The 25349-nt window shown below is 30.4% G+C and carries 28 protein-coding genes; 5 read left to right on the forward strand and 23 right to left on the reverse strand.

Features of this window, described 5'->3' with window-relative positions; translation table 11 throughout:
- Positions 1–68: 68 nt before the first annotated feature.
- Positions 69–680, forward strand: coding sequence for a TerC family protein (locus ACTT9Y_RS04550; protein ID WP_440908192.1), 612 nt, complete (start codon positions 69–71; stop codon positions 678–680).
- On the opposite strand, the gene panB is transcribed toward ACTT9Y_RS04550, so the two are convergent.
- The 9 genes from panB to ACTT9Y_RS04595 are packed head-to-tail and all read right to left on the reverse strand — an operon-like array spanning position 681 to position 7990.
- Positions 681–1454, reverse strand: coding sequence for a 3-methyl-2-oxobutanoate hydroxymethyltransferase (panB, locus tag ACTT9Y_RS04555; RefSeq protein WP_440933217.1), 774 nt, complete (start codon positions 1452–1454; stop codon positions 681–683). It abuts the gene before it with no gap.
- 4 nt (positions 1455–1458) lie between these two features.
- Positions 1459–1878, reverse strand: a complete 420-nt coding sequence (locus ACTT9Y_RS04560) for a VOC family protein (RefSeq protein ID WP_440933218.1) — start codon at positions 1876–1878, stop codon at positions 1459–1461.
- A gap of 22 nt (positions 1879–1900) precedes the next feature.
- On the reverse strand, positions 1901–3463 hold the full coding sequence (gene guaA / locus ACTT9Y_RS04565; RefSeq protein WP_440933219.1) for a glutamine-hydrolyzing GMP synthase: 1563 nt from the start codon (positions 3461–3463) through the stop codon (positions 1901–1903).
- Complete coding sequence (locus ACTT9Y_RS04570; RefSeq protein WP_440933220.1) at positions 3453–3893, reverse strand: tetratricopeptide repeat protein; 441 nt, start codon at positions 3891–3893, stop codon at positions 3453–3455. The genes guaA and ACTT9Y_RS04570 overlap by 11 nt, the downstream gene beginning before the upstream one ends.
- Positions 3893–4969 (reverse strand): IMP dehydrogenase, encoded by a 1077-nt coding sequence (gene guaB, locus ACTT9Y_RS04575; RefSeq protein WP_440933221.1) that lies wholly within the window; start codon positions 4967–4969, stop codon positions 3893–3895. Before guaB ends, ACTT9Y_RS04570 begins: the two co-directional genes overlap by 1 nt.
- Before the next feature lie 37 nt (positions 4970–5006).
- Positions 5007–5618, reverse strand: a complete 612-nt coding sequence (locus tag ACTT9Y_RS04580) for an RlmE family RNA methyltransferase (protein ID WP_440933222.1) — start codon at positions 5616–5618, stop codon at positions 5007–5009.
- Positions 5619–6530: a glycosyltransferase gene (locus ACTT9Y_RS04585; RefSeq protein ID WP_440933223.1), complete on the reverse strand. Its 912-nt coding sequence runs from the start codon at positions 6528–6530 to the stop codon at positions 5619–5621. It lies immediately after the preceding gene.
- Positions 6530–7339 (reverse strand): CDP-diacylglycerol--serine O-phosphatidyltransferase, encoded by an 810-nt coding sequence (pssA, locus tag ACTT9Y_RS04590; RefSeq protein ID WP_440933224.1) that lies wholly within the window; start codon positions 7337–7339, stop codon positions 6530–6532. Before pssA ends, ACTT9Y_RS04585 begins: the two co-directional genes overlap by 1 nt.
- A gap of 3 nt (positions 7340–7342) precedes the next feature.
- On the reverse strand, positions 7343–7990 hold the full coding sequence (locus ACTT9Y_RS04595) for a phosphatidylserine decarboxylase (RefSeq protein WP_440933225.1): 648 nt from the start codon (positions 7988–7990) through the stop codon (positions 7343–7345).
- Positions 7991–8066: 76 nt separating this feature from the next.
- On the opposite strand from ACTT9Y_RS04595, the gene ACTT9Y_RS04600 reads away from it, so the two are divergent.
- Positions 8067–9281, forward strand: a complete 1215-nt coding sequence (locus ACTT9Y_RS04600) for an NADP-dependent isocitrate dehydrogenase (protein ID WP_440933226.1) — start codon at positions 8067–8069, stop codon at positions 9279–9281.
- Here the strand turns inward: ACTT9Y_RS04600 and alaS are convergent.
- Positions 9273–11939 (reverse strand): alanine--tRNA ligase, encoded by a 2667-nt coding sequence (gene alaS, locus ACTT9Y_RS04605; RefSeq protein ID WP_440933227.1) that lies wholly within the window; start codon positions 11937–11939, stop codon positions 9273–9275. The two genes, ACTT9Y_RS04600 and alaS, sit on opposite strands and share 9 nt — an antisense overlap.
- Positions 11940–12056: 117 nt before the next feature.
- Here alaS and ACTT9Y_RS04610 point away from each other — a divergent pair, with 117 nt between their 5' ends.
- On the forward strand, positions 12057–14051 hold the full coding sequence (locus tag ACTT9Y_RS04610) for a tetratricopeptide repeat protein (RefSeq protein WP_440933228.1): 1995 nt from the start codon (positions 12057–12059) through the stop codon (positions 14049–14051).
- A gap of 101 nt (positions 14052–14152) precedes the next feature.
- On the opposite strand, the gene recA is transcribed toward ACTT9Y_RS04610, so the two are convergent.
- The 6 genes from recA to ACTT9Y_RS04640 form a co-directional block, all read right to left on the reverse strand.
- On the reverse strand, positions 14153–15307 hold the full coding sequence (gene recA, locus ACTT9Y_RS04615; protein WP_440933229.1) for a recombinase RecA: 1155 nt from the start codon (positions 15305–15307) through the stop codon (positions 14153–14155).
- Positions 15308–15415: 108 nt separating this feature from the next.
- Positions 15416–16708, reverse strand: coding sequence for a TolC family outer membrane protein (locus ACTT9Y_RS04620; RefSeq protein WP_440933230.1), 1293 nt, complete (start codon positions 16706–16708; stop codon positions 15416–15418).
- Positions 16705–17634, reverse strand: a complete 930-nt coding sequence (locus ACTT9Y_RS04625) for a uridine kinase (RefSeq protein WP_440933231.1) — start codon at positions 17632–17634, stop codon at positions 16705–16707. The genes ACTT9Y_RS04620 and ACTT9Y_RS04625 overlap by 4 nt, the downstream gene beginning before the upstream one ends.
- A 7-nt stretch (positions 17635–17641) precedes the next feature.
- Entirely contained in the window at positions 17642–18007 is a 366-nt protein-coding gene (locus tag ACTT9Y_RS04630) for a GFA family protein (protein WP_440933232.1), read from the reverse strand.
- A 12-nt stretch (positions 18008–18019) separates the two neighbouring features.
- Entirely contained in the window at positions 18020–18403 is a 384-nt protein-coding gene (locus ACTT9Y_RS04635) for a VOC family protein (protein ID WP_440933233.1), read from the reverse strand.
- 3 nt (positions 18404–18406) lie between these two features.
- Entirely contained in the window at positions 18407–18601 is a 195-nt protein-coding gene (locus ACTT9Y_RS04640) for a hypothetical protein (RefSeq protein ID WP_440933234.1), read from the reverse strand.
- 175 nt (positions 18602–18776) lie between these two features.
- On the opposite strand from ACTT9Y_RS04640, the gene ACTT9Y_RS04645 reads away from it, so the two are divergent.
- Together ACTT9Y_RS04645 and ACTT9Y_RS04650 are read left to right on the forward strand one after the other, a co-directional pair.
- Complete coding sequence (locus ACTT9Y_RS04645; protein ID WP_034390305.1) at positions 18777–19172, forward strand: LexA family protein; 396 nt, start codon at positions 18777–18779, stop codon at positions 19170–19172.
- Positions 19150–20427, forward strand: a complete 1278-nt coding sequence (locus ACTT9Y_RS04650; RefSeq protein WP_440933235.1) for a Y-family DNA polymerase — start codon at positions 19150–19152, stop codon at positions 20425–20427. Before ACTT9Y_RS04645 ends, ACTT9Y_RS04650 begins: the two co-directional genes overlap by 23 nt.
- A gap of 9 nt (positions 20428–20436) precedes the next feature.
- Here ACTT9Y_RS04650 and ureG read toward each other — a convergent pair whose 3' ends face one another.
- The 7 genes from ureG to ACTT9Y_RS04685 are packed head-to-tail and all read right to left on the reverse strand — an operon-like array spanning position 20437 to position 25270.
- Entirely contained in the window at positions 20437–21048 is a 612-nt protein-coding gene (gene ureG, locus ACTT9Y_RS04655) for an urease accessory protein UreG (RefSeq protein ID WP_440933236.1), read from the reverse strand.
- Positions 21045–21725 (reverse strand): urease accessory protein UreF, encoded by a 681-nt coding sequence (locus ACTT9Y_RS04660; RefSeq protein ID WP_440933237.1) that lies wholly within the window; start codon positions 21723–21725, stop codon positions 21045–21047. The genes ureG and ACTT9Y_RS04660 overlap by 4 nt, the downstream gene beginning before the upstream one ends.
- Positions 21691–22134, reverse strand: coding sequence for an urease accessory protein UreE (locus ACTT9Y_RS04665; protein WP_440933238.1), 444 nt, complete (start codon positions 22132–22134; stop codon positions 21691–21693). Before ACTT9Y_RS04665 ends, ACTT9Y_RS04660 begins: the two co-directional genes overlap by 35 nt.
- Positions 22135–22137: 3 nt before the next feature.
- Positions 22138–23847, reverse strand: coding sequence for an urease subunit alpha (gene ureC, locus ACTT9Y_RS04670; protein ID WP_440933266.1), 1710 nt, complete (start codon positions 23845–23847; stop codon positions 22138–22140).
- Positions 23844–24149, reverse strand: a complete 306-nt coding sequence (locus ACTT9Y_RS04675; protein ID WP_440933239.1) for an urease subunit beta — start codon at positions 24147–24149, stop codon at positions 23844–23846. Before ACTT9Y_RS04675 ends, ureC begins: the two co-directional genes overlap by 4 nt.
- Before the next feature lie 8 nt (positions 24150–24157).
- Entirely contained in the window at positions 24158–24460 is a 303-nt protein-coding gene (locus tag ACTT9Y_RS04680; protein ID WP_440933240.1) for an urease subunit gamma, read from the reverse strand.
- Positions 24461–25270 (reverse strand): urease accessory protein UreD, encoded by an 810-nt coding sequence (locus tag ACTT9Y_RS04685; protein WP_440933241.1) that lies wholly within the window; start codon positions 25268–25270, stop codon positions 24461–24463.
- Between the last annotated feature and the right edge of the window lie 79 nt (positions 25271–25349).

The raw sequence follows: 25349 nt of genomic DNA on the forward strand, positions 1-25349 counted from the left end.
GTTAAAATCACCAGCTTAAAAATAGTATTTATTGAAAAATTCGCAAATTAAAATAATATTAACCCATCTTGATTGAAGAACTCATAATTTTAACCAATATAATTTTTATAACAATTATATTAACAGCAGATAATGCTGTGATTGTTGGATCTATTGCTTCAAATTTTGTTCCAAAAAATAGAAAACAAATAATTCTTTGGGGTGTAATTGGAGCCTTTGTTTTTAAAATCTTTTTTGCAATTTTTGCAACTTTTTTATTTGAATTTTATTTTATAAAAATTTTAGGTGGTTTATTATTAATTTGGATTGTAAATGATTTAAGGAAAGATTTACTAGACATTAAAAAAGTAAAACCCACTACTAAAAAGGGGAAAGAGCCTTCATACATTAGTAGCATAGGAAAAGTTTTATTTGCAGATATCATGATCAGTTTTGACAACGTCATTGGTGTAGTTGCAGCAGCAAAAGGATATTTTGGATTTATGATATTTGGACTGATGTTATCAGTTGTTCTGACTGGTGCTTTAGCAACATATATGGCTAATTATATACAAAGACATATTTGGATAGCCTATATCGGCTTAGTATTTATCTTAATCGTTGGTCTACAATTAGTAATTGGTGGATTAGTTGACCTTGAAATATTAAATATTAATGAAGAATTTAAAAAATATTTTTAATTAAAAAGAATTTTTTTTATTAGGAAATTTAATTCTTCTAACTTCTTTTGAGTAATTTGAAACAGCTTTAGAAATATCTTTTCTAATATTTGCATATTTCTTAACAAACTTATAACTCATTGGATTTAAGCCAATTAAATCATCAAAAACTAATATTTGACCATCGCAATATTTAGAAGCTCCAATCCCTATTGTTGGAACTTTAATATTTTGACTGACAAGTTTTGCTAAAGAGGTCTCAATACATTCTAAAACAATAGAAAATACTCCAGCTTTTTCTAACAATTGCGAGTCCCTTAGAATGTTGTCTCTCTCTAACTTTTTTTTGCCTTTAAATTTAAAAGTTTTATCTGACTGAGGGAGTAACCCTAAATGGCCCATAACTGGAATTTTGTTTTTAACTAAAGTGTTAATTGTTTTATAAATTTTTTTTCCGCCTTCTAATTTTACACCATCACATTTAGTTTTTTTCATTATTTGTTTTGCATTTTTTAGAGCCTCTTTAGGAGTTCGATAGGTGTTATATGGCATATCAACAACCATTAAACTTTTTTTTACACCCATTCTGACACTTTTAGAGTGTTCAATCATAGTATTCAAAGTTACTTCTCTCGTAGATTTATAATTATACAAAACAGATCCAAGTGAATCTCCCACAAGTATAATATCGCAATGATTATCTAAAATTGATGCTACGTTTTTTGAGTAAGCAGTTAAACTTATAATTTTTTGTTTATTTTTTTTTTTAATTAAATCTAAAATTTTTTTTTTCATCAACCTACCAAGAGCCGGTATTTTCCATTGAAGCCCAAGGTTCTTTAGGTTCTAGATTTCCCTCTTGAAGTATTTCAATTGAGATTTTGTCTGGTGATCTAACAAAAGCCATATGACCATCTCTTGGTGGTCTATTTATTGTATAGCCCATATCCATTAATCTTTTACAGGTTTCATAAATATTATCTACTCTATAAGCAAGATGACCAAAATTTCTTGAACCTTCTCCAAGCTCATCACCATCCCAATTATAAGTTAATTCAATTTCTGCTTTTTCATCATTAGGAGCTGCAAGAAAAATTAAGGTAAATCTTCCTTTTTCATTTTCCATTCTTCTTGTTTCTTTTAAACCAAGCCCTTCGCAGAAAAATCTTAGAGACTCATCCACGTCTTTAATTCTAATCATTGTGTGTAAATATTTCATAAAGATAATTTATAATTAAAAACTACTCTAATTCAATAGTGCTTGGTGGTTTTGAAGTAACATCATACACCACTCTGTTTATGCCCCTGATACTGTTAACTATTTTGTTTGAAATATTTTGCATAAAGGATTTTTTAAATTCAAAATAATCAGCTGTCATTCCATCTTCAGACGTAATTGCTCTTAATAAACATAAATATTCATAAGTTCGATTGTCTCCCATAACACCCACAGTTTTAACTGGAAGTAATGCTGCATAAGCTTGCCAAATCTTATGATAAAGACCGTGATCCTTTAAGGCTTGAATAAAGTAATAATCAGCTTCTTTTAAAATTTTAATTTTTTCATTAGTTATAATGCCTGGCATTCGAATTGCTAAGCCTGGTCCAGGAAAAGGGTGTCTTGAAATAATTTCTTTACTTAAATTTAACTCTAATCCTAATTTTCTTACTTCATCCTTAAATAAAAATTTTAATGGTTCTACTAATTTTAAATTCATTTTTTTTGGTAGGCCGCCGACATTATGGTGTGATTTAATTTTAGAAGTTTGGCTTCCAGTAACAGATTTGCTTTCAATTAAGTCTGGATAGAGAGTTCCTTGGGCTAAAAATTTAACACTTTTAATTTTCTTAGCATACCGTTCAAATATTTTAATAAATAAATTACCAATTATTTTTCTTTTTTTCTCTGGGTCAGAGACTTTTTTTAATTTTTTTAAGAATTCTTTTTCAGCATTAACATAAATTAAATTTATTTTTAAACGCTTCTTAAAAGTTTGAACTACTTGTACTTCCTCATTTTTTCTTAGAAGACCAGTATTTACAAAAATACAATAAAGTTTTTTTCCAATAGCTTTATTTAGTAATTGAGCGACTACACTACTATCTACACCTCCTGATAAAGCACAAATAACTTTGTTATTTCCAACTTGATTTCTGACATCATTAATAAGTTGATTTTTTTGATCCTTAGAGGACCAATTTCTTTTAATTTTACAAATTAAAAAAATAAAATTACTTATTAATTTTTTTCCGTTCTCTGTATGAGTTACTTCTGGGTGGAATTGTACTCCATAATATTTTTTTATTTTATTTTCAACGATTGCAAATTTTGAATTAGTGCTTGATGCAACAACTTTAAAATTTTTAGGCAATTTTGAAACTTGATCAGCGTGGCTCATCCAGACTTGTTTGGATTTTTTATTTCCAAAAAAATTAGTTGTTAAAAGACTGTTATTTTTTTTATAAACATTAGCTAGACCAAATTCTCTATGTTTTGATTGTTTTACCTTTCCACTATTAAGTTTTGATAAAATTTGATGCCCAAAACATATTCCAAGAACTGGTACACCAAGTTGCAAAATCTTTTTATCAAATGAGTACTTATTTATTTGATAAACATTTAATGGACCACCAGATAATACTATTCCTTTAATACTGTGATTTATGTCTTTTAGTTTTATTTTTTTGTGACTAACTATTTCAGAAAATACACCTAATTCTCTTACTCTTCTTGCAATTAATTGAGTAAATTGAGAACCAAAATCTATTATTAAGATTTTGTTAAGATTTTGATCAAGACTCATTATTTTCAGGTTCTATATTTTTTAATGACTCTTGAATATCTTTGTTTTCATCACATAAATTTTTGCAAACTTTTACGAACTTATCTGAAAGATCTTTGACTTTTTCATAATTAGATTTTTCTAAAGCAATTTTCATTAACATTAATAGAGCTTCTTCGTTATCAGGCTCAATTAAAAGTGTCGTTTCTAAATTGTATTCTTCTTTTCTTTGATCTTCTTCTTGGTTGTAAATTTTAGCTAAATATAAATATGAGTTTGCATCTTTTGGATTAAAAACTATATTTCTCTCAAATAAAAAACGCGCAGCTTCATATTTTTCTTTTTTAAACAACTCTAAAGCTTCGTTAAAAAAATTTTCTTTACTAAAAGACGTGCTGTTAAAAGAAACCGTTAAAAGTATTAATCCAATTAATTTTAAAAATTTGCTCATTAATATTTAGTATCGTTTTTTACCACATCTACATTATGAACCATACTTTCATAAAATCCAGCTTTTGTAATTTTCACGAATTGTGGTTTATTTCTTAATTTAATGATTGTTTTTGATCCAAGATAACCCATTGAAGATTTCAATCCACCAATTAATTTATAAATAATACTCCCAACATCTCCTTTATATTTTACAAAACCTTCAACACCCTCAGGCACATATTTTGAAGAGTCTTTTTGTTTTTTCTGAAAGTATCTATCAGCTGACCCTTTGTTCATAGCGCCAACAGAACCCATGCCTCTAAAACTTTTGAAAAGCTGTCCATTTTTTTTAATTAATTTTCCTGGGGTTTCGTTTGTACCTGCAAATAACGAACCGATCATTACAGCATCAGCTCCTGCAGCAAAAGCTTTTGCTAAATCACCAGAATATTTTATTCCACCATCTGAAATAATTTTTACATTTTTATTTTTTAAACCACTTCTTACAGCTAAAATTGCGCTTAATTGAGGAACTCCTATTCCAGCAACCAATCGTGTTGTACAAATAGAACCTGGCCCTATACCAATTTTAATTATATCCACTCCTGACTTTATTAGGAATTTTGCAGCTTCTGGTGTTGCAATATTTCCTGCACACAAAGCAATTTTGTTAGTTTTTATTTTTTTAATATATTTAATTATTTCGGAAACTTTCTTTGTATGGCCGTGTGCTGTATCTACTACGATTAAATCTACACCTTCTTTAATTATTTCTTTAGCTCTGATAAATTCATTAGGTGCTGCACCTACTGCTGCTCCAACAATTAATTTTTGTTTTTTTACTTTTTTTATCTCTGATAATTGTTTTTTTATATCAAGGTTTCTATGAATTACACCTATACCACCAGCTTTAGCTATAGCTATTGCCATTCTGCTTTCTGTGACAGTATCCATTGCAGATGATAAAAGTGGAATTTTAAGTTTCAAATGCTTTGTTAAAGACACACTGGTGTCTGCATCAGAAGGTAATATTTCTGAATACTTTGGAGCTAATGTAACATCATCAAAGGTAAGTGCTTCTTTTATGGGAACCATAATCTTTTATATACGATTCCTTTTAAATTAAAAGTCTCTATCGGATTTTTCTACAAATTATAAAACTTTCTTTTGAATCTTTTCTACTAGATTTTGGTTTAAAAACCTTAACTTCTTTAAAATATTTTTTTCCCTCTGCGACGATTTCGTTAAATGTTCCTCCCATAAAAATTTTTGAAATAAAATATCCATTTTCTTTCATTAAATCTTTAGCAAAAAACATTGCCTCTTTACACAGTTCTCCAGTTTGAATTGAATCTATATTTTTAACACCAGTTGTATCTACAGCCATATCAGACATTACGACATCAACTTTGCCATTTATATTTTTTTTAATTTCTTCTTGAGTTTTTTCTTCAGTAAAATCTCCTTGGATTTGAACACTATTACCTATGGGTTCCATTTTTTTTAAATCTACCGATATCAATTTTCCACTTTTAGCTGCTTTGAGAGCATATTGTGACCAGCTTCCTGGAGCTGCACCAATATCAATTACTGATAATCCACCTTTAAAAATTTTAAATTTTTCATCAATTTCAATTAATTTATAAGCTGATCTAGCACGATACCCATCCACTTTGGACTGTCTAACATAGATATCTCTACGCTGTTTATTAACCCAGTTCTTAGAGATTTTATTTTTTTTCAATTAATTATTAAATCTTAAACTTTTATTTAAAATTTTACCTGTAAGAGTTTTAACATCTATTTTAATATTCTTGTTTAATCTCATATCTTCGTTATCTTTCCAGATACCAGCAGCTAAATGCATAATTCCAATTTTATAATTAGGTAAAAAAGGCTCTACCCATGTATCTTTATCCTCATCAAATTTTGGCAAAAGATTACTAGTGATCCAATTACAGTTTAATGGAAGGAATTCAGTTTCGACGTTGTCAACATACACAGACATATTCATCGCTAATTGTTCAGAGCCAAATATTTCTCCACCTTTAAGTGTTTGCTTTAAGTTTTCCTGCCATGAATTCCAACACATTGAATTTTTTTCTAATGAAAAAACACCAATATTGATATGAGGAGCAAAGGCTAACTTTCTAGCTTTTTCTAAACTAATATTGGATTTTATTGCGTGTTTAAAATTTTGAGATTTAATAATTGCTAGTTTTCCAAAAACCCAATTTACTCTCGAAGTAATCTTGTAACCTGGTCCAATAGTTTGTGTAATTCCTAATTTGCCATTCTCAGACGCTTTAAAATAAAGCTCAACTGATCGCCAATCATTGACCCAAGCATCACAATCAATCCATAAATATTTTTCATAGCTTGGAAAATATTTGGGTAAAAAAGCTCTAGATACTTGGCTCTTTAACCATTCACGCCCCTTGATTTTACTTTCTGGAACTTTTATATCCCATTCTGCTGATTTTATTTCATCTACTTTTGATGATAATTCTGTCTTTTGATCCTCTGATAGACCAGCATCCAAAATACATATTGCAACTTCAGAGCTCTCTTTAAATCTTTTTATAGAGTCTATTAACTCATTTAATAAAGGGAAATAATTTGAATCAGCTAATGATACAATAACATTTTTTTTCATCACAAAATATCTTCAAGATCATCATCTTCATCTTTATAATTCTGATCTTCGTTTTGTTTTTTTAATTTTTGATAATGAAAAAAACTAATTGGAAGCATGCCTAAATATATTATTGCACTTATTGATATAACATTAAATGGATATATTAGAAGTAGTCCAAAAAATAAAACTATTCCAAATAAAAGAAAAATAGTTGCTTTTCTTTGAATTACGATTTTTTTAAAAGAATAACTTGGAAACTTACTAATCAGTAATAGAGATGTTACAATAAAAAAAACCGGAACAACAATATTATAATTTATCTTTATAAAATCGAAGCTTGTAAGACTAAAAATTAATGGAGTTAGAACTAAGATACCTCCTGCTGGAGATGGAACTCCTTCAAAAAAATTATCTCTCCAAGAAGGTGCTTGACCTGTATTTACGTTGAAACGAGCCAATCGTAATGCAACACAAATTACATATATTAAACATAACAACCATCCAAATCTCCCTAATGTATTTAGTTTCCAGAAATACATAATAAATGCTGGTGCTACTCCAAAACTTATCATATCTGTTAAAGAATCTAACTCTTTACCAACTTTTGATGTCCCTTTAATTAATCTTGCTATTCTTCCATCTAATCCATCAATTATTGCAGCCAATATGATTGCTATTACTGCAAATTCAAATTTTCCATCCAATGCAAATCTGATTGATGACAAACCTATACAAACCCCAATAAGAGTTAGCATGTTAGGTAAAATCACTCTTGCGTTTGTTTTTTTATCTGTAACAATTTTTAAATTGTTTTTTGGCTGTTCCATAAATTAATTTTTAGCCAGCAGTGTTTCTCCTGAAATTGCTGTTTGACCAACTTTAACTAGTGGTTCATAATTTTCATAATAAACATCTGCTCGACTACCAAATCTAATCATCCCAATTCTATCGCCTTGACTTAATTCTTGGTTTTTATTTGTCTCACAAACTATTCTTCTTGCAATTAATCCTGCGATTTGAACGACTACAATATCATTTCCATTTTTGTCTTTTATTTTATAATAATTTCTTTCATTGTCTTCGCTTGCTTTATCTAAAGATGCATTTAAAAATTTTCCTGGTTTATATAAAATATCTTCAACAATACCTGAGCATGGTGTTCTATTCACATGGCAGTCAAAGACGTTCATAAAAATACTAATTTTTTTAAATTTTTTATTTTCTAGACCAAGTTCTTTTGGTCCATCCACTTCTTCAACTTTTATCACTTCTCCATCTGCAGGACTAACTAGGTAACTATCATTGCCTATAATTGTTCTTTCTGGATCTCTAAAAAAATAATAAACCCAAACAGTAAGTAATATTCCTATTAATCCTAAAAAATTATTAATAATCAGAAAAATAATAGTTATGAATACAGCTATTACTATAAACTTGTATCCTTCAGTGTGAATCTTTGGAAATATCTTACTAAACATATTCTTCTATTTGCTAAATTTCGATTAATATGTATATAAAATGATCAAATTCAATTATTAAGATAATTTTTATTTAATGAGCAAAATCAAGGTAAATAACCCGGTAGTAGAGCTGGATGGCGATGAAATGACACGAATTATATGGGAGTTCATCAAAAACAAGTTAATCCTTCCATATTTAGATCTTGGCATTGAATACTACGATTTAGGCATGAAAAGCAGAGATAATACCGATGATCAGATTACAGTCGATTCTGCTAATGCTATTAAAAAAATTGGTGTTGGAATTAAGTGTGCAACTATTACCCCTGATGAAGCGAGAGTAGAGGAATTTGATTTAAAAAAAATGTGGAGATCTCCAAACGGAACCATAAGAAATATAATTGGAGGAACAGTTTTCAGAGAACCAATTATTTGTAAAAATATTCCAAAACTTGTTCCCTCTTGGACTGATCCAGTAATTATTGGAAGACATGCTTTTGGTGATCAATATAGAGCAACAGATTTTAAAGTACCTGGAAAAGGAAAAATGGAAGTGAAGTGGACATCTGAAGATGGAAAAGATGAAATTAAATATGAAGTATTTAATTTCACAGGTCCTGGTGTAGCTTTATCAATGTACAACTTAGATAAGTCTATTGAAGACTTTGCAAGATCTTGTTTTAGCTATGGGTTAATAAAAAAATGGCCTGTTTATATGTCTACAAAAAATACGATTTTAAAGCAGTACGATGGAAGGTTTAAAGATATTTTCCAAGAAATTTTTGACAAAGAATACAAAAGTGAATTTGAAAAAAATAATTTGACTTACGAACATAGATTAATTGATGATATGGTTGCATGTGCAATGAAGTGGAGTGGTAAATATATTTGGGCTTGTAAAAATTACGATGGTGATGTTCAGTCAGATACTATGGCTCAAGGTTATGGGTCTTTAGGATTAATGACAAGCACATTGTTAACACCAGATGGAAAAATAATGGAGGCAGAGGCTGCACACGGAACAGTAACTAGACACTATAGAATGCATCAACAAGGAAAAGAAACTTCAACCAATCCTATTGCATCAATTTTTGCGTGGACTAGAGGATTAGCTCACAGAGGTAAGTTAGATAATAATGAAGCACTAATTAAATTTGCTCAAACTTTAGAAAAAGTTTGTATTGAATGTGTGGAAAGTGGATCTATGACAAAAGATTTGGCAATTCTTATTGGTCCTGATAGCAAGTATTTAACTACCAATCAGTTTTTAGATGAAATTGACGGTAATTTAAAAAAGAAATTAAATTAAACTCTTAAGCTTTTCAAAAGCTTCTTCAATTTTCGACTGGTCTTGTCCACCAGCTTGGGCAAAGTCTTTTCTTCCACCACCGCCTTTACCACCAATTATTTCAGATCCAACTTTAACAAATTGAACTGCATCAAATTTGCTTGTTAATTTATCTGTTACTCCAACAGCTAATCCAACCTTGTCATCTTTATTTGCAAATACAACCACAACACCTTCGCCTAAATCTTTTTTACCTTTATCTACAAGTTTTCTTAATTCTTTTGGAGGCAATCCATCTATTTTTTGAAGTCTTAACTTAATTCCATTAATTTCCTCGTCTTTAATAATATTTTTAGATTTATCCTCTAAAATTGTATTTACTGAGATTGCCTCTAATTGTTTAGTTAAATTTTTAATTAAAGTCTTTTGATCAGCTTCTTCTAAACTTGGCTTTCCGCCAAGTTTTATAATTTGTTGACTTAAATCTTTAATAGTTTCCTCATCTTTTTCTGCAGATAGGTTTGATAATTTTTCTTTATTTTTTAAATATTCCTCTAATTGCTTATCTCTCAAAGCCTCAATTCTTCTAACCCCCGCAGCAATTGAAGACTGGCTGACAATCTTAAATTTACCAATATCACCAGTGTTTTTTACATGTGTTCCACCACATAATTCAGTTGAAAAATACTTTCCATTCTCGTCTCCCATTGAAAGAACCCTTACTTCATCTCCGTATTTTTCCCCAAATAATGCTAAAGCACCATTTTCAACTGCCTCATCGGGTGTCATTAATCTAGTTTTTACATCAGATTTTTTAGAGACCATTGTATTTACAAACTCTTCTATTTTATCTATTTCCTCATTCAAAATTGGCTTCATGTGACTGAAATCAAATCTTAATCTACTTGGCTCTACCAAAGATCCCTTTTGAGTTACATGGGTACCAAGTACCCTTCGTAAAGACTCGTGCAATAAATGGGTTGCTGAATGATAAGCGCGCGTATTATCTCTTCTTTCAACATCAATTTTTAATTCCACACTTTCCTGTAATTTTATAGATCCACTCTTTACCTTTCCATAATGGACAAATAAATCTCCAAGTTTTTTTTGAACATCGGTGACTTCAAATTTAAAATCATTCGATACTATTTCACCAGTATCACCTACTTGTCCTCCAGATTCGCCATAGAAAGGAGTTTGATTTACTATAATCATTCCTTCATCATTTTCTTTTAACTGATCTACCTCTTTGTTGTCTTTTAAAAGAGATAACACGACACCTTCTGCTTGATTTGTTTCGTATCCTAAAAATTCAGTTGGCTCAATTTTATCTTTTATGCCAAACCAGATATCTTCAACCGCTGCATCTCCAGAACCTTTCCAATTTTTCTTAGCAAGTTCTCTGCTTTCCTTCATCAAAGAATTAAACTTTTCTGTATCAATTGACATTGATTTGTTTCTTAAAATATCTTCGGTAAGATCTAACGGGAAACCATAAGTGTCATATAATTTAAAAGCTACCTCTCCTGGTAACACTTTATCTATTTTAGATATTTCATCATTTAAAATTTTTATTCCTCGATCTAAAAGAACTAAAAATTTTTCCTCTTCCATTTTTAAAGTTTCTTTTATTAAAGACTCTGCTCTAACTAATTCTGGATAATTTCCAGACATTTCATTTTTAAGAGTATCGAATAAATTATAAAAAACTGGTTCCTTAGATCCAAGTAAATGAGAATGTCTCATTCCCCTTCTCATAATTCTTCTGAGAACATACCCTCTTCCTTCATTTGAAGGTAAAACTCCTTCAGCAATTAAAAATGAACTTGCTCTTAAGTGATCAGCTATTACTCTAAAACTAGCTAGATTAGATTTATCTGATTTAACTTTTGTAATTTCAGATGCAGATCCAATTATTTTTTTAAAATGATCTGTTTCATAGTTATCATGTGAACCTTGCAATAAAGCTGCAATTCTCTCTAATCCCATTCCAGTATCAACTGACGGTTTTGGAAGATTAATTCTTTTATCTTTGGTAACTTGTTCAAACTGCATAAAGACCAAGTTCCAAATTTCTATAAATCTATCTCCATCCTCATCTTTAGATCCAGGCAAACCTCCTGGTAAATGATCTCCGTGGTCAAAAAAGATTTCTGAGCAAGGGCCGCATGGACCTGTCTCTCCCATTGACCAAAAATTATCAGAAGTTGCTATCCTTATAATTCTATCATCGCTAAAACCCGCTATTTTCTTCCAAAAATTAAAGGCCTCATCGTCTTCATGAAACACAGTTACATAAAGTCTGTTTTTATCTATTCCAAAATCTTTAGTTATTAAATTCCATGCGTAATGAATAGCTTGCTCTTTAAAATAGTCTCCAAATGAAAAATTCCCTAACATTTCAAAGAATGTATGATGACGAGGTGTGTAACCTACATTTTCTAAATCATTATGCTTACCACCTGCCCTTACACATTTTTGTGACGTTGTAGCTCTTACGTAATCTCGTTTTTCTAATCCAGTAAATACATTTTTAAACTGAACCATTCCAGAATTAGCAAACATCAATGTAGGATCATTATTAGGGACCAAATTACTAGATTCCACAATCTTATGTTCGTTTTTTTCAAAATACTTTAGGAAAGTATTTCTTATCTCGTTGAGTGTTTTGTCTGCCATATTTTTAAAATACAGTTTTTTTATTCTATGTCTAGATAACAGTAAGAGAAAAACATAAATCAAGTTAATAATTTCATCGCCTAGACACCTTATTAGAGATTTGTTAGCGTCTACTTTGTGAAAAAAATCTCTGATAATCTATTAGAACCATCTCAGCAACAATTAAATAATCTATTAAAATACTATCAAACTGGGCAATATGATGATGCTGAAAAACTATCTTTATCTATTACTCAAGAGTTTCCTAAACATATTTTTGCCTGGAAAGTACTTGCAGCTGTGCTCAAACAAACAGGTAGGATAAATGAGTCATTAATAATCAGTCAAAAAACTGTACAATTAGATCCACAGGATGCCAAAGCACATAACAACTTGGGTATCATAATGAAAGAACTGGGAAGATTAGATGAAGCTGAAGCTAGCTATAAACAAGCAATAAAATTAAAACCTGACTTAGCTGAAGCATACAGTAACTTAGGTTTTATAATGCAAGAACTAGGAAGATTAGAAGAAGCATGCTCTGCTTTTGCTCAAGCAGTAAATTTAAAACCTGATTTCACTGATGCCTATGCAAATTTAGCCTTTGTTATCAAAAACGTAAGGTTCACTTCATCAAACATTAAATTCTACCCACCTTTAATCTATCTATTAAATAACGGGAATTATATACGTCCCTCAGATTTGGCTCCAAGTATTTTAAGTCTTTTAAAACATGATCCTATAATTAAAGATTTATTGCTTGAGGAAAATTTCGCTACAAACCTTAAAGAGGCTAATTCCATAATTAGTAGACTAGATAAACTTACGCTTCTTCATCAAATTATGCGTGTATGCAGACTTCCCGATCTTCGGTTTGAAAAATTCTTTCTAAGTATGCGTAGTTTATTTATTACGAATCTAGATAATTTTGAGGCCAGTCCTGAGTTCATCCATTTTTTATCTAGTCTTTCCCTTCACTGTTTTACTAATGAATATATTTACATTGAAAAAGATAAAGAGACTAAATTAGTTAAGAATTTAGAAACTGAGATTACAGAAACCATTTCAAGATCAGAGCAACCAGAAGCCAAAAAGATTTTGTGCTTAGCATCTTATCGTCCGTTAAATCAATATAATTGGTTCCAAAAGTTAAAAGCTCTAGATAATTTAGAGGAGGTAAAATCTCGATTAATTGAAGAGCCTTCTACCGAGAGAGAGACAATCAAAGCAATTCCTATTTTAAGTGAAATATCAGACTCTGTGTCTAGCAAAGTAAGGGAACAGTATGAAGAAAACCCTTATCCAAGATGGGTTAAAATAGGATTACCTTTAAAAGCGAGATTAATCTCTGAGATTTGTTCTGCAAAAAATCTTCATCTTAATTCTAAAAGTATTCAAAACGAGGTAGCTCCAAATATACTTGTTGCTGGTTGTGGCACAGGGCAGCACTCTATTGAAACAGCCTCTACTTTTTCTGACTGCCAAGTCACTGCGGTAGATCTAAGTCTTGCAAGTCTTGCATATGCTAAGAGAAAGACGAGTGAGCTTGGAATTAATAATATAGAGTATTTACAAGCAGACATTTTGAATTTAAATCAGCTGAAGAAAAAATTTGACATCATTGAAAGTGTCGGTGTTCTTCATCATATGGATGAACCCATGGTTGGGTGGAGAGTTCTCACAGATCTCCTAAAGCCCAACGGTTTAATGAGAATAGGTTTATATAGTGAGTTGGCTCGACTACAGATTACAGAAGTTCGAAAGGAAATCACTTCACAGAAAGTAGGTACTTCTGATACTGACATTAAAAAATTCAGGCAATTACTAATAAATTCACATAACGAGCATCATCAGCTATTAACTAAATCGAGTGATTTTTTTAGTCTAAGTACGTTTAGAGACTTAATATTTCACGTACAAGAGCATTGTTTTACGATCCCTCAGATAAAAAAATGTCTCAACAAGTTGGGTCTAAAATTCTGCGGATTTGAAAATAAAGAGATCATCTCAAATTTTAGAAATTTTCATGGAAAAGAATTAGATATTTATGATTTAGCACTATGGCATCAATTCGAAGAAAATAATCCTCGATCTTTTGGAGGAATGTACGTGTTTTGGTGTCAAAAACTATAAATGCAATTATCCATTGCCAAACCTACATTCTAAAAACAGTAAAACATGGTTAGGAAAAAAGGCGCTTAAATTAAGCGCCTTTTATTAATAAAGATGACCTATTAATTCTTTTTAGATGGAGGAGTAGCTTCTGCTTTGTCAGCTTCTTCTTTTTCAGCTACTTTCTTTTCTTTTTCCAATTTTTCAGGATCGATTGGATTTCCTTCTATTTTCTTAGAAATCACACCTGCTTTTTCTCTAATTGCCATTTCAATTTCTGCAGCAACTTTAGGATTTTGAGCTAGATAAGTCTTAGCATTCTCTCTACCTTGACCAATCTTCTCACCTTTATAAGCATACCATGCACCTGATTTTTCAATTATATCTGCTTTAGAACCAAGATCGACTAATTCACCCATCTTGCTAATTCCTCTTCCATACATCAAGTCAAACTCAACAACTTTAAATGGTGGGGCAACTTTATTCTTAACTACTTTCACTCTTGTAGAGTTACCAATAATTTCATCTTTATCTTTGATGGCACCAATTCTTCTAATATCCATTCTTACAGATGAGTAAAACTTAAGTGCATTACCACCCGATGTTGTTTCTGGACTTCCAAACATAACTCCAATTTTCATTCTGATTTGGTTGATGAAAATCATCATTGTGTTTGTGTTTGAAATTGAACCAGTTAATTTTCTTAATGCCTGACTCATTAATCTTGATTGAAGACCAACGTGATGATCTCCCATCTCACCTTCGATTTCAGCTTTTGGAGTTAAAGCTGCAACAGAGTCGATAACGATTACTGAAATAGAGCCTGATTTTACTAGTGTATCAGCGATTTCTAATGCTTGTTCACCAGTATCTGGCTGTGAAATTAAAAGTTCTTCTGTATTTACACCTAATTTTTTTGCATAAACTGGATCTAATGCATGCTCTGCATCAACAAACGCACAAATGCCTCCAGATTTTTGAGCTTCGGCAACAACTTGTAATGCTAATGTTGTTTTTCCAGATGACTCTGGTCCGTAAACTTCAATAATTCTTCCTTTTGGTAATCCACCTATACCTAAAGCTAAATCAAGACTTAAAGAACCTGTTGAAACAGATTCAATATCCATAGCTCTTTTTTCTCCTAGCTTCATTACAGAGCCTTTTCCAAAATTATCTGTAATTTGAGCTATCGCAGCGTCTAACGCTTTGTTCTTTTCTTTAACATCCATTTCTTGATCTTTAGTAGATTTAACTACTTTTAGGTTATTTTTCGTCATTTTTTGCCTCTTTTTTTAAATTTTTTAACACTCGAATCATGAAATAAATGTACACATTTTGTTCTCATTAGCAATATATTTATTTTTTGGCCTAAAAAAATCAAATAATTACTTAAGTTTTAGATATTGGCTGTTTAACAAACCTACTACCTTAAGAAGATTGTATTGGGCCATAAGATAATTTTTCTCGGAATTTGCTAAAGAAATTTGAGCAGAAAGTAGTAAAGCATTTGATTGGATAACATCTAAAGTTGTTCTCGACCCTCTTTCGTATTCTGCAGCTATTCCTTCATTAGCTATTTGAGCTGCACTTACTTGAACTTTTACTGAGTTCAGAAAACTTTCTAAAGACTCTAGGCTAGACCAAGCACTTGCTACATTTGTTTCATTGGTTCTAACTACGCCATCTAATAACAATCTTTTTCTATTAGTTAAATTTGAATTTTTATTAATAGTTGATCTCTTTTTTCCACCTGAATAAAAAGGCCAATTCACTGTTGCTTTTAATACATCTTTTTCTCTTTCAGCATAAGTAGAACTAAGATCATCTGTGTAAGATCTTTCCAAAGATAAGGTAGCTGTCGGTTTCAAGTCTGACTCTGAAATTGCTAATTCTTTTTCAGCTTTAGCTAAATCAAATTTTGCTATTTTGATGTCAGGGTTATTTTGTTTTGAAATATTTATTGCCTCATTTAAAGTATTTGGAATACTAACTATCGCATTTGAATTTTTTTGTAATTGATTTGGATCACTAATTTTACCAATTATATTCTCATAATTTAGTTTACTGATTAATATGTCACTTTTAGCTTTAGCATATTGAGCTTGTGCTCCTGCAAGTGAAGATTCGGATTGAGCCAGGTCAGTATTTGTGATTTGACCTCGATCTCTTCTAATTTTATCATTTTCAACTTGTCTAATTAAAAGATTTAAATTTTTTGCATTAATATCTAAAGTTTCTCTAGCTAAAATTAAATTTGTAAAAGCATCGATAGCTTTGTGTAAAATATCTTGTTCTTTTTTGACTAATTGTGCTTTTGCGAGGTCTAGGGCTGTAATATTTTTTTGAAGTGTTAAATCTCTTCCATAATCTAGAAGAGTTTGTTCTAACTTTATAGAGGTAGTAAATGGATCCACATCATTTATTGTTGCATTACCTCCACTTTGGTTAGTAAGTTTACTAGTATTTTCAAAGCTTTGAGATCCACTCAAAGTTAACGAAGGTTTATAGTCAGCTTTAGCAATATTTACGTCTTGTTCTGATGCTTTAATATTTTCTCTTTCAGCATTTAATTGAATATTATTTTTATATGTTTGATTTAATGCATCAAGAAGGGTAACCGCAAATGCGTTACTAAAATAAAATATCGATGCAATAACTATGATAAATATTTTTTTCATTTCGATTTATATACAGCAGTTTTAATTTGATGGTTACTATTTAAATTTAAAATTATAGATGCATATTTAGGCATATTTTTGAACATGTTTTGAGTAATTCTTTGGTAAGTTTGCATAAAATTAATCACATCCCCTTTACTCATTATTTTATGACCACCTTTTTTCTTTGTTTTTAACCATAGCTTATGTTCCTGCTTTAATCTCCACTTTTGAAGTAAACTAAAGTTTTTTGCTTTTAAGTAAATCATACAATTTAACTGAGAATACAGCTTTTTATATCTAGTTTTTAATTGCTGGTTAACATATTTTCTCCAAACCAGTTTATGATCATTCGCCTTTTCCATAGAGTTTATTGATTTTTTCAATGTCTTGTTAGTTTCTGCTCTTGCCCCAACACACCATCCTTCAAAAATAATTACATCTGGTCTTTTATTAATTGTGTTCCATTTGTTTTTAGGAAATCTGTCATCAATTGCCTTATTAAAATTTGGTAATTTCATGCTTTTAAATTTTTTTGCTTTAGATTTCTTAAAGAAATCTAACATCATATTAATATCATGAGTTCCAGGAACGCCTCTAGTAAGTAACATTGGGTGTACTTTTTTTGATAAAGCTATTCTTTCTTTTCTAGTTTTATAAAAATCATCAATAGAAATCTTAAATACTTTTAATTTAAAATACTTTTCTAATATTATCTTTAGTATTGAACTTATTGTTGTTTTGCCTGTTCCTTGACCTCCAGCTAATCCAACAAAGTAAGGTTTTTTGTTATCTTCTTTTTTTGCAATCCAAAAACATATTGGGATTAAATAATTTTTGATCATCCCCTGTTTGTTACCAAACTTTTCAGTTGAAGTTTCTTGTGATTTAATAAATTTAAAACAATCTTTTTTAACTTTCTTAAAACACTCTTCAGATAATTTCATTAGACTTTTATTTTTCTTGATCCATCGGATGGTTTAAACCATCGAAGTTTGCTACTTCTTTTAAATCTTCTACTTTAACTTCATCTACACATCCCATATTAAAACCAGTCATAGCAGGTGCACTTCTTGGATTGTGATGAGTATAAATTCCACATTCAGTACAAAAGTAATGGTTAGCAACTTTAGTATGGTACTGATAAAGTTTTAATTTATCTTCTCCTTTAGTAATTTTAAAATCCTCGTTTTTAACCATTCCCATTGTTGCACTTTTTCTTTTACATATTGAACAATTACATCTTACAATTTTTGCTAATTCATTAATTGTAGCATTAATTTCAGCTTCAACGGCTCCACAATGACAATTTAATTTCATATATCTCCTTTTTTATTTTAAAATACTTTTAGCTGCAATCTTATTTCCATCTAAATCACGAATATATCCATAATAATTTCCATCTTTTCTAACTCCTGGAGCTCCCTCATCTGTTGCTCCTTTGGAAATTGCAATTTCATAAAATTTTTCAACAGCTTCTTTGTTATCTGCTAATAAAGTTATTTGGGTTCCATTGCCAAACGTTGCATCTTTTCCATTTACTGGATGTGTTACATAAAATTGGACTTTCTCTGGATCACTTGAATGAGCGTAACCAAGATATTTTTGTGTTTTCAAAACTCTTTTTAATTTCAAAGGTTCAAATACAGCATCATAAAAATCACCTGATTTTTCATGATCATCAGAACCAACCATCACAAAATCTAAAATATTCATGATTTATTTATTATATACCTCATAAACTTTTTCTCTTTCACTTTTGTTCATTCCATTGGTTTCTTCTATAAACTTATTTCTTAATTCTCTTGTTTTTAATATGAAAAAACAAACAGTGTCTTTGCTATGGTAAACTGCTTTTAATTCATCATCTATTTCGTTTAACTCTTCTGGAATATTGGCTTTAATACAAATCATAATTTTCTTTTTTCAATCACTTTAAGACTACTTATTGTAAAAGTTATCCACATGTCCACCAAATGTTGTTTTCGATGTTCACGTTTTGATTCACTTTTGATTCAATTACGGACTCAAAATACAACCTCTTGAGTGTATTGTATAAATGGTCTATAAAGTAGAACAAAACAAGAACATGAAACTAACAATCCCTTATTATCTACATAAAGCAGGCGCTGGTTTTCCCTCCCCTGCTACTGATTATATCGAGGAAGATATTGATCTGAACATGCATTTAATAAGAAATGTTCCTGCAACTTTCATCATTAGAGTTCAAGGTAAATCAATGGTTGATGTTGGGATTAATGATGGTGACTTATTGGTGGTTGATAAAAGTTTAAAACCAAAAAACTTTTCAACAGTAATTGCGAATGTTCATGACGAACTTGTGGTTAAAACTTTAGTTCAAGAACGAGATAAAAAATTTTTAACTTCTGGATCTAAAGAGTTTTCTGACAGAATTTTAATTAACGAAGAACAAGATATTTTTATTTGGGGGGTTGTTACTTATGTCATCCATTCAACGTACTAAAAAAATAGCATTAATTGATTGTAATTCTTTTTATGTTTCCTGTGAGCGATTATTTAATCCAAAGATAAGAAGAAAGCCTGTTGTCGTTTTATCTAATAATGATGGCTGTATCATTTCAAGATCGAATGAAGCAAAAGCTTTAGGAATTAAAATGGGAGAACCTTACTTTAAAGCAAAAGATATTATTCTTAAAAATAAAGTTGAGGTATTTTCATCTAATTATTCTTTATATGGAGATTTATCCAGAAGAGTGATGCGAACTCTTAAAAGATTTAATTCAGAAATAGAAGTTTATTCAATTGACGAAGCGTTCTTAGATTTATCAAACTTTCCTGATACTGAAGTAGAGAAAGTTGGAAAAGAAATTAGAGAAACAGTTTTACAATGGACTGGTATCCCAACCAGTATTGGAATAGCAAATACAAAAACTTTAAGTAAAGTTGCAAACCATATTGCAAAGAAAAAACAATCAGGAGTGACAAGTTTAATTGGAATAGAAAATCTAGATCCAATTTTAGAAAAAGTTGAAATCAATGATGTTTGGGGTGTTGGAAGGCAACTAACAAAGTTTTATCAAAAACATGGGATTTACAATGCTAAACAACTTAAAAATAAATCTAACACATGGATTAAGAAAAGTTCAAACGTTCTAAGCTCAAGAACTGCAATGGAGCTTAGAGGAGTTTCTTGTATAGGTTTAGAGACAACTACCACCAAAAGAAAGAGCTGTGTAGTTTCAAGATCATTTGGAAAAAGAATTGAAACGTTTCAAGAGTTAAAAGAAGCAGTTGCAAATTATTGCTTGAATGCTTCTGAAAAGATTAGATCAGAGTCTTTAGTTGCAAAAGCAATTACTGTATTTGTTAGAACTAGTCCTTTCCAAAGAAACTTTGGTTATTATTCAAATGCGAAGACTGTTGATTTTCCAATTGCAACAAACAATAGTATTGAAACAGTTAAGACAGCAGTTTCAATACTTGAAAGTATTTTTAAAAATGGTTACCGTTATCAAAAAGCAGGTGTGATGCTAACAGGACTTTCTAATGCTAGCGATAAAACAAATTTATTTACTTCTGAAAAAGATGAAAAAATAAATAGCTTAATGCGATCAATTGACAATACTAATCATCGATACGGTAGATCTACCTTGAGTGTTGCAAGCGCTGGGGTTCATAAAAAGTGGAATATGCGAAGACAGTATTCTTCTAAAATTGATACGGCTGATTTTTATTGTTTACCAACGATTAGAGCATAATAAAAAACTCTATAGTCCACCTGATGAAAATAAGAATTTAGCAACATCTTCAACACCAATTTGCTTTTTCATCTGGCAAAAAACATAAGGTAAGCCATTTCGGGCCTTTTTTACGTCTTGTTTCATAGTTTCGAGATTAACTTCTACATGAGGAGCTAAATCTGTCTTATTGATAATTAACAAGTCTGACTTTTGGATAGCAGGACCACCTTTTCTAGGAATATCTCCACCCATACCAACGTCAATAACATAAATAGATAGATCGACTAGTTCTGGACTAAAAGTTGCTGCTAAATTATCTCCACCAGACTCGATTAAAATCAAATCAAGATCAGGAAATTTTTTTTTCATATTTTCAACAGCAAGCATGTTGATTGAAGCATCTTCACGTATTGCAGTATGTGGACACCCTCCTGTTTCAACTCCTTTAATTCTCTCTAAAGGTAAAGCTTGGACTTTCATTAAAAATTCTGCATCTTCTTTTGTATAAATATCGTTTGATATTACAGCCATAGAAATTTTTTTTGATAAAAATTTACACAGTTCAGCAGTCAAACTAGTTTTTCCTGCACCAACAGGTCCACCTATTCCAACTTTTAATGGTCCATTTATATTTTTCATGTTTTATAAATTCGTGTTTTCAAATTTTCATGCTTAATACTATAGATATCACTATTAAAACAAATTCCACCTAAGTCTTCTAAATTTAAATTTTGATTTTCTTTTTCTATTTCTCTTATTAATTCGTAAGTTTTAATTATACAGTCCTGTCCAATTTTTTGCCCAATTGGTATATGTTTAATGCAAACATTTATTAGATTTGATACAAAGGATTGTAGATAAGATACTATTGTTAAGTTAAGTGGTATATCAAAATGTTTAGCTGCTTTAGCAACCGCAATTGGATAAGCAGTATTTTCAAGAATTTTAAAATCCCAACTATCAGCTAACACTTTTCTAAAAGCATTACCCATTTCAATAGACTCTATTTTTCTTTCTTTGGATGGACAAAGAGATAAGGCCAGTTCATTTAACTCTTCTCCCTGATAGGTATGCTTCATTAAAATTGTATCATTTTTACCTGTTCCATATTTTAAGATACAATTTAAATAATCTAGAATCTCTTCTTTTGACTTAATAAAATTATCATTAATCATTGCCTCTAAACCATGAGAATATGAAAAACTTCCAACAGGAAATGATGGTGAAAACCAAGTTTGAAGAATTTGTAAAGATTCTTTTAAATCTTTTTTACCTTTTATTTTAGTGTCTATGACTATGGGTTCTACCAATTCCATATGCTCCTCCCTCTGGTTTAAAAGGCCTTGAAACTTTCTTAACCTTTCCTCCTAATTTTAATATCATTTTTTTTATTACTTCATCATACTGAATAAAAATTCTATCTTTTTCAATTTGGCAAGGCATATGTCTATTTCCAATATGCCATATAAGTTGCATTAAATTTTTACCTTTTATTTCAAGTAAACTTTCTTTTTTGTTTTTTATTAAAATCAAGTTTCCACTTTGAAGCCTAAACGCTTGATTTTCTGAAAGTGATTTTGTCTCTGGTAAATTGACTAAAAATTCAAAACCGTTATCTGAAACAAGTTTTTTTCTTCTTAAAAATCGCTCATCATAAGACAAAGATATGTGATCTTTTGTTTTATTTTTTGCTATTTTATTTACTATTAAGAAACAATTATCCATAAGCTAAAACATAAAATATCTTTGTGCTAAAGGAAGTTCTTTAGCTGGTTCACAAGTAATTATTTCTCCATCAGCTTTTACTTCATAAGTCTCGGGATTAACCTCAATCTTTGGACATTTATTATTTAAAATCATATCTTTTTTTGAGATAGCTCTTGTGTTTTCTACAGGCAGTAAATCTTTTCTTATGCTTGCATCTTTTAATGAATTCTTTTCAAGAGCCAATTTACTCGTGAAAATTACTGAAGATTTTTCTAAAGAAGTTCCAAATGATGAAAACATTGGTCTAGTGTATACCGGCTGTGGAGTTGGAATTGAAGCATTTGGATCTCCCATTTGGGCACAAGCTATACTTCCGCCTATTAATATCATTTCTGGCTTTGCACCAAAAAATGCTGGATCCCATAAAACTAAATCTGCACGTTTATTTTTTTCAATACTACCAATATGTTTTGAAATCCCATGAGCTATTGCTGGATTGATTGTGTATTTTGCTAAATATCTCTTAACTCTAAAATTATCATTGTCCCCTTTTTCCTCAGGTAAACTTCCTCTTTGAACTTTCATTTTATGTGCAGTTTGCCAAGTTCTAATTATAACTTCTCCGACTCTTCCCATTGCCTGACTATCTGATGCAATAATTGAAAAGGCTCCTATATCATGAAGAATATCTTCTGCTGCTATTGTTTCTCTTCTTATTCTACTTTCGGCAAATGCTACATCCTCTGGAATAGATTTATCGAGATGGTGACATACCATCAACATATCTAAATGCTCCTCTATCGTATTGACTGTATATGGTCTGGTTGGATTTGTTGAAGAAGGAATTACATACTCTTCTCCACAAACTTTGATTATATCTGGCGCGTGTCCGCCACCAGCACCCTCTGTATGAAAAGCATGTATAGTTCTTTTGTTTATTGCTTTTATTGTATTTTCTACAAACCCACTTTCATTTAAAGTGTCAGTATGAATCATTACTTGTACATCATTTTTGTCAGCAATATTTAAACAATTGTCAATTGCTCCAGGAGTGGTTCCCCAATCCTCGTGTAATTTTAAAGCTGAGGCTCCAGCCAAGATTTGTTCCTCAAGACCTTCTGGCAATGAAGAATTTCCTTTACCAGCAAAGGCTAAATTCATAGAAAAACCATCAGCAGATTGAATCATTCTTTGTATGTGCCATGGTCCAGGTGTACAAGTTGTAGCAAGTGTACCGTGAGCTGGTCCAGTTCCTCCTCCTAACATAGTCGTAATACCTGAATGTAAAGCATCATCAATTTGTTGGGGGCATATATAATGAATATGACTGTCAAAACCCCCTGCTGTTAAAATTTTTCCTTCACCTGCAATTATCTCCGTTCCTGGACCAATAATTATATTTACTTTAGATTGAGTGTCTGGATTTCCAGCTTTACCAATATCAAATATTTTTCCATCTTTTAAGCCAACATCAGCTTTATAAATTCCATTTACATCAACTATTAAAGCATTGGTAATAACTGTATCAACAGCTCCTTTTTCTCTGCTAATTTGAGATTGGCCCATCCCATCTCTTATTACTTTTCCACCACCAAACTTTACCTCTTCACCATAAGTGGTTAGATCGTTTTCAACTTCAACAAATAATTCAGTATCTGCGAGCCTTACTTTATCTCCTATGGTTGGCCCGTACATGTCTGCATAAGCTGCTCTAGAAATTTTAGCCATTATAATTTCCCCATAACTTTCTTATTGAACCCGTATATTTTTTTTAATCCATTTATTTCTATAAGCTCAACATCTTTAGATTGACCTGGCTCAAATCTTACAGCGGTTCCTGAGGGGATATTTAATCTCTTTCCATATGCTAATTTTCGATCAAAAACTAAATACTCATTTGTTTCAAAAAAATGATAGTGGCTTCCAACTTGCACAGGTCTATCTCCAGAATTAGAAATTTTAATTTTAGTAATTTTGGAGTCTTTATTTAGGTTAATTTCCTCTTTTTTTGTAATTACTTCGCCTGGCTTCATAATAATTATTACCTTATAGGTTTATGCACAGTTACTAATTTAGTTCCATCTGGAAAAGTAGCTTCTACTTGAACTTCCTTCACCATATCTGGAATGCCTTCCAAACAATCCTTTTTTTTAATGACATGAGCTCCTGCCTCCATCAGTTCTGCAACACTTTTGCCCTCTCTAGCTCCCTCAACAACAAAATCTGTTATTAAAGCGATAGCCTCTGGATAATTCAATTTTATACCTTTTGACAATCTATTTTTAGCGACAATCGCTGCAAGGCTTATTAAAAGTTTATCTTTTTCTCTAGGAGTAAGTTTCATTTATATATTCCATACTTTTGGTATCTTTGAATCTTCAAAAAAATAAGACAAAATTTTATCAATTGCAAATTTAAGATTATAACTATCTTTAGATAAAAGTCTTACGATCAATTTATTATCCCATTGAGAATAATTTGAAGTTGTATTTTCATTATTAGTTAAAGTTTCAGATAGATTATTAAAGTTATTCAAAAACTTATTTCCTACAATAATAATTGTCGCAACTGCAGAATTATTATTTAGTGTCGAAAAACTATTCAAATATTTTTTTTCAAATAAACCAGTATTTATTGCTTCGGTATGAATTAATTTATTATCAACATTAATATTCCAAAAATCTGAAAAATATCCCTTTTCAAATTTCTCTTTCATAGAAGTTCGTCCAAAAATTATATTTTCACAAAAAAGTAAATTTGAGTCTTTTGATAAATTAAAATTAATTTTTCTTTTTAAGTTACAATTATTAAATAAAATTAACTCTTTAGGTAACCAAAATAAACTTGAATTGTTTGATAAATTTAAGTTTATTTCTAAGTTAGCTGGATTGCCAAAACCACTATAAATCTTTTCAGCAGCCTGAGTTGAAATACAAAGATTTGAACTGTCAATTTCAAATTTGAAGTCATATTCATCTCCACTAGTAATTCCACCAGCAGTATTAATAAGCATTAATTGTTTTAAATTTTCATGAAAATCTGGCATCAAAGCTTTTAAAGATCCTTGCTGATAAAGTTTTTCTAAGTTTTGGTCTATTATTTTTATTTCTAATCTGCCTTTAGATTTTTCTAGTTTTTTTTGACTTATATTCATGACATTATCCTAGCACAAAAAATCCTATTTATAGTTTGTCAATTTTTATAGCTTGAATTATTTGCCTTTTTAAATAAAA

It is taken from the genome of Candidatus Pelagibacter sp., assembly GCF_052049995.1.
Classification (GTDB): Bacteria; Pseudomonadota; Alphaproteobacteria; order Pelagibacterales; family Pelagibacteraceae; genus Pelagibacter.

What these genes read in the sequence shown, in the direction of transcription:
- panB (WP_440933217.1), bottom strand. Translation starts at nt 1,454, where the DNA reads ATGAAAAAAAAAATTTTAGATTTAATTAAAAAAAAAAATAAACAAAAA.
- ACTT9Y_RS04560 (WP_440933218.1), bottom strand. Translation starts at nt 1,878, where the DNA reads ATGAAATATTTACACACAATGATTAGAATTAAAGACGTGGATGAGTCT.
- guaA (WP_440933219.1), bottom strand. Translation starts at nt 3,463, where the DNA reads ATGAGTCTTGATCAAAATCTTAACAAAATCTTAATAATAGATTTTGGT.
- ACTT9Y_RS04570 (WP_440933220.1), bottom strand. Translation starts at nt 3,893, where the DNA reads ATGAGCAAATTTTTAAAATTAATTGGATTAATACTTTTAACGGTTTCT.
- guaB (WP_440933221.1), bottom strand. Translation starts at nt 4,969, where the DNA reads ATGGTTCCCATAAAAGAAGCACTTACCTTTGATGATGTTACATTAGCT.
- ACTT9Y_RS04585 (WP_440933223.1), bottom strand. Translation starts at nt 6,530, where the DNA reads ATGAAAAAAAATGTTATTGTATCATTAGCTGATTCAAATTATTTCCCT.
- pssA (WP_440933224.1), bottom strand. Translation starts at nt 7,339, where the DNA reads ATGGAACAGCCAAAAAACAATTTAAAAATTGTTACAGATAAAAAAACA.
- ACTT9Y_RS04595 (WP_440933225.1), bottom strand. Translation starts at nt 7,990, where the DNA reads ATGTTTAGTAAGATATTTCCAAAGATTCACACTGAAGGATACAAGTTT.
- ACTT9Y_RS04600 (WP_440933226.1), top strand. Translation starts at nt 8,067, where the DNA reads ATGAGCAAAATCAAGGTAAATAACCCGGTAGTAGAGCTGGATGGCGAT.
- alaS (WP_440933227.1), bottom strand. Translation starts at nt 11,939, where the DNA reads ATGGCAGACAAAACACTCAACGAGATAAGAAATACTTTCCTAAAGTAT.
- recA (WP_440933229.1), bottom strand. Translation starts at nt 15,307, where the DNA reads ATGACGAAAAATAACCTAAAAGTAGTTAAATCTACTAAAGATCAAGAA.
- ACTT9Y_RS04620 (WP_440933230.1), bottom strand. Translation starts at nt 16,708, where the DNA reads ATGAAAAAAATATTTATCATAGTTATTGCATCGATATTTTATTTTAGT.
- ACTT9Y_RS04625 (WP_440933231.1), bottom strand. Translation starts at nt 17,634, where the DNA reads ATGAAATTATCTGAAGAGTGTTTTAAGAAAGTTAAAAAAGATTGTTTT.
- ACTT9Y_RS04630 (WP_440933232.1), bottom strand. Translation starts at nt 18,007, where the DNA reads ATGAAATTAAATTGTCATTGTGGAGCCGTTGAAGCTGAAATTAATGCT.
- ACTT9Y_RS04635 (WP_440933233.1), bottom strand. Translation starts at nt 18,403, where the DNA reads ATGAATATTTTAGATTTTGTGATGGTTGGTTCTGATGATCATGAAAAA.
- ACTT9Y_RS04640 (WP_440933234.1), bottom strand. Translation starts at nt 18,601, where the DNA reads ATGATTTGTATTAAAGCCAATATTCCAGAAGAGTTAAACGAAATAGAT.
- ACTT9Y_RS04645 (WP_034390305.1), top strand. Translation starts at nt 18,777, where the DNA reads ATGAAACTAACAATCCCTTATTATCTACATAAAGCAGGCGCTGGTTTT.
- ACTT9Y_RS04650 (WP_440933235.1), top strand. Translation starts at nt 19,150, where the DNA reads ATGTCATCCATTCAACGTACTAAAAAAATAGCATTAATTGATTGTAAT.
- ureG (WP_440933236.1), bottom strand. Translation starts at nt 21,048, where the DNA reads ATGAAAAATATAAATGGACCATTAAAAGTTGGAATAGGTGGACCTGTT.
- ACTT9Y_RS04660 (WP_440933237.1), bottom strand. Translation starts at nt 21,725, where the DNA reads ATGGAATTGGTAGAACCCATAGTCATAGACACTAAAATAAAAGGTAAA.
- ACTT9Y_RS04665 (WP_440933238.1), bottom strand. Translation starts at nt 22,134, where the DNA reads ATGGATAATTGTTTCTTAATAGTAAATAAAATAGCAAAAAATAAAACA.
- ACTT9Y_RS04675 (WP_440933239.1), bottom strand. Translation starts at nt 24,149, where the DNA reads ATGAAGCCAGGCGAAGTAATTACAAAAAAAGAGGAAATTAACCTAAAT.
- ACTT9Y_RS04680 (WP_440933240.1), bottom strand. Translation starts at nt 24,460, where the DNA reads ATGAAACTTACTCCTAGAGAAAAAGATAAACTTTTAATAAGCCTTGCA.
- ACTT9Y_RS04685 (WP_440933241.1), bottom strand. Translation starts at nt 25,270, where the DNA reads ATGAATATAAGTCAAAAAAAACTAGAAAAATCTAAAGGCAGATTAGAA.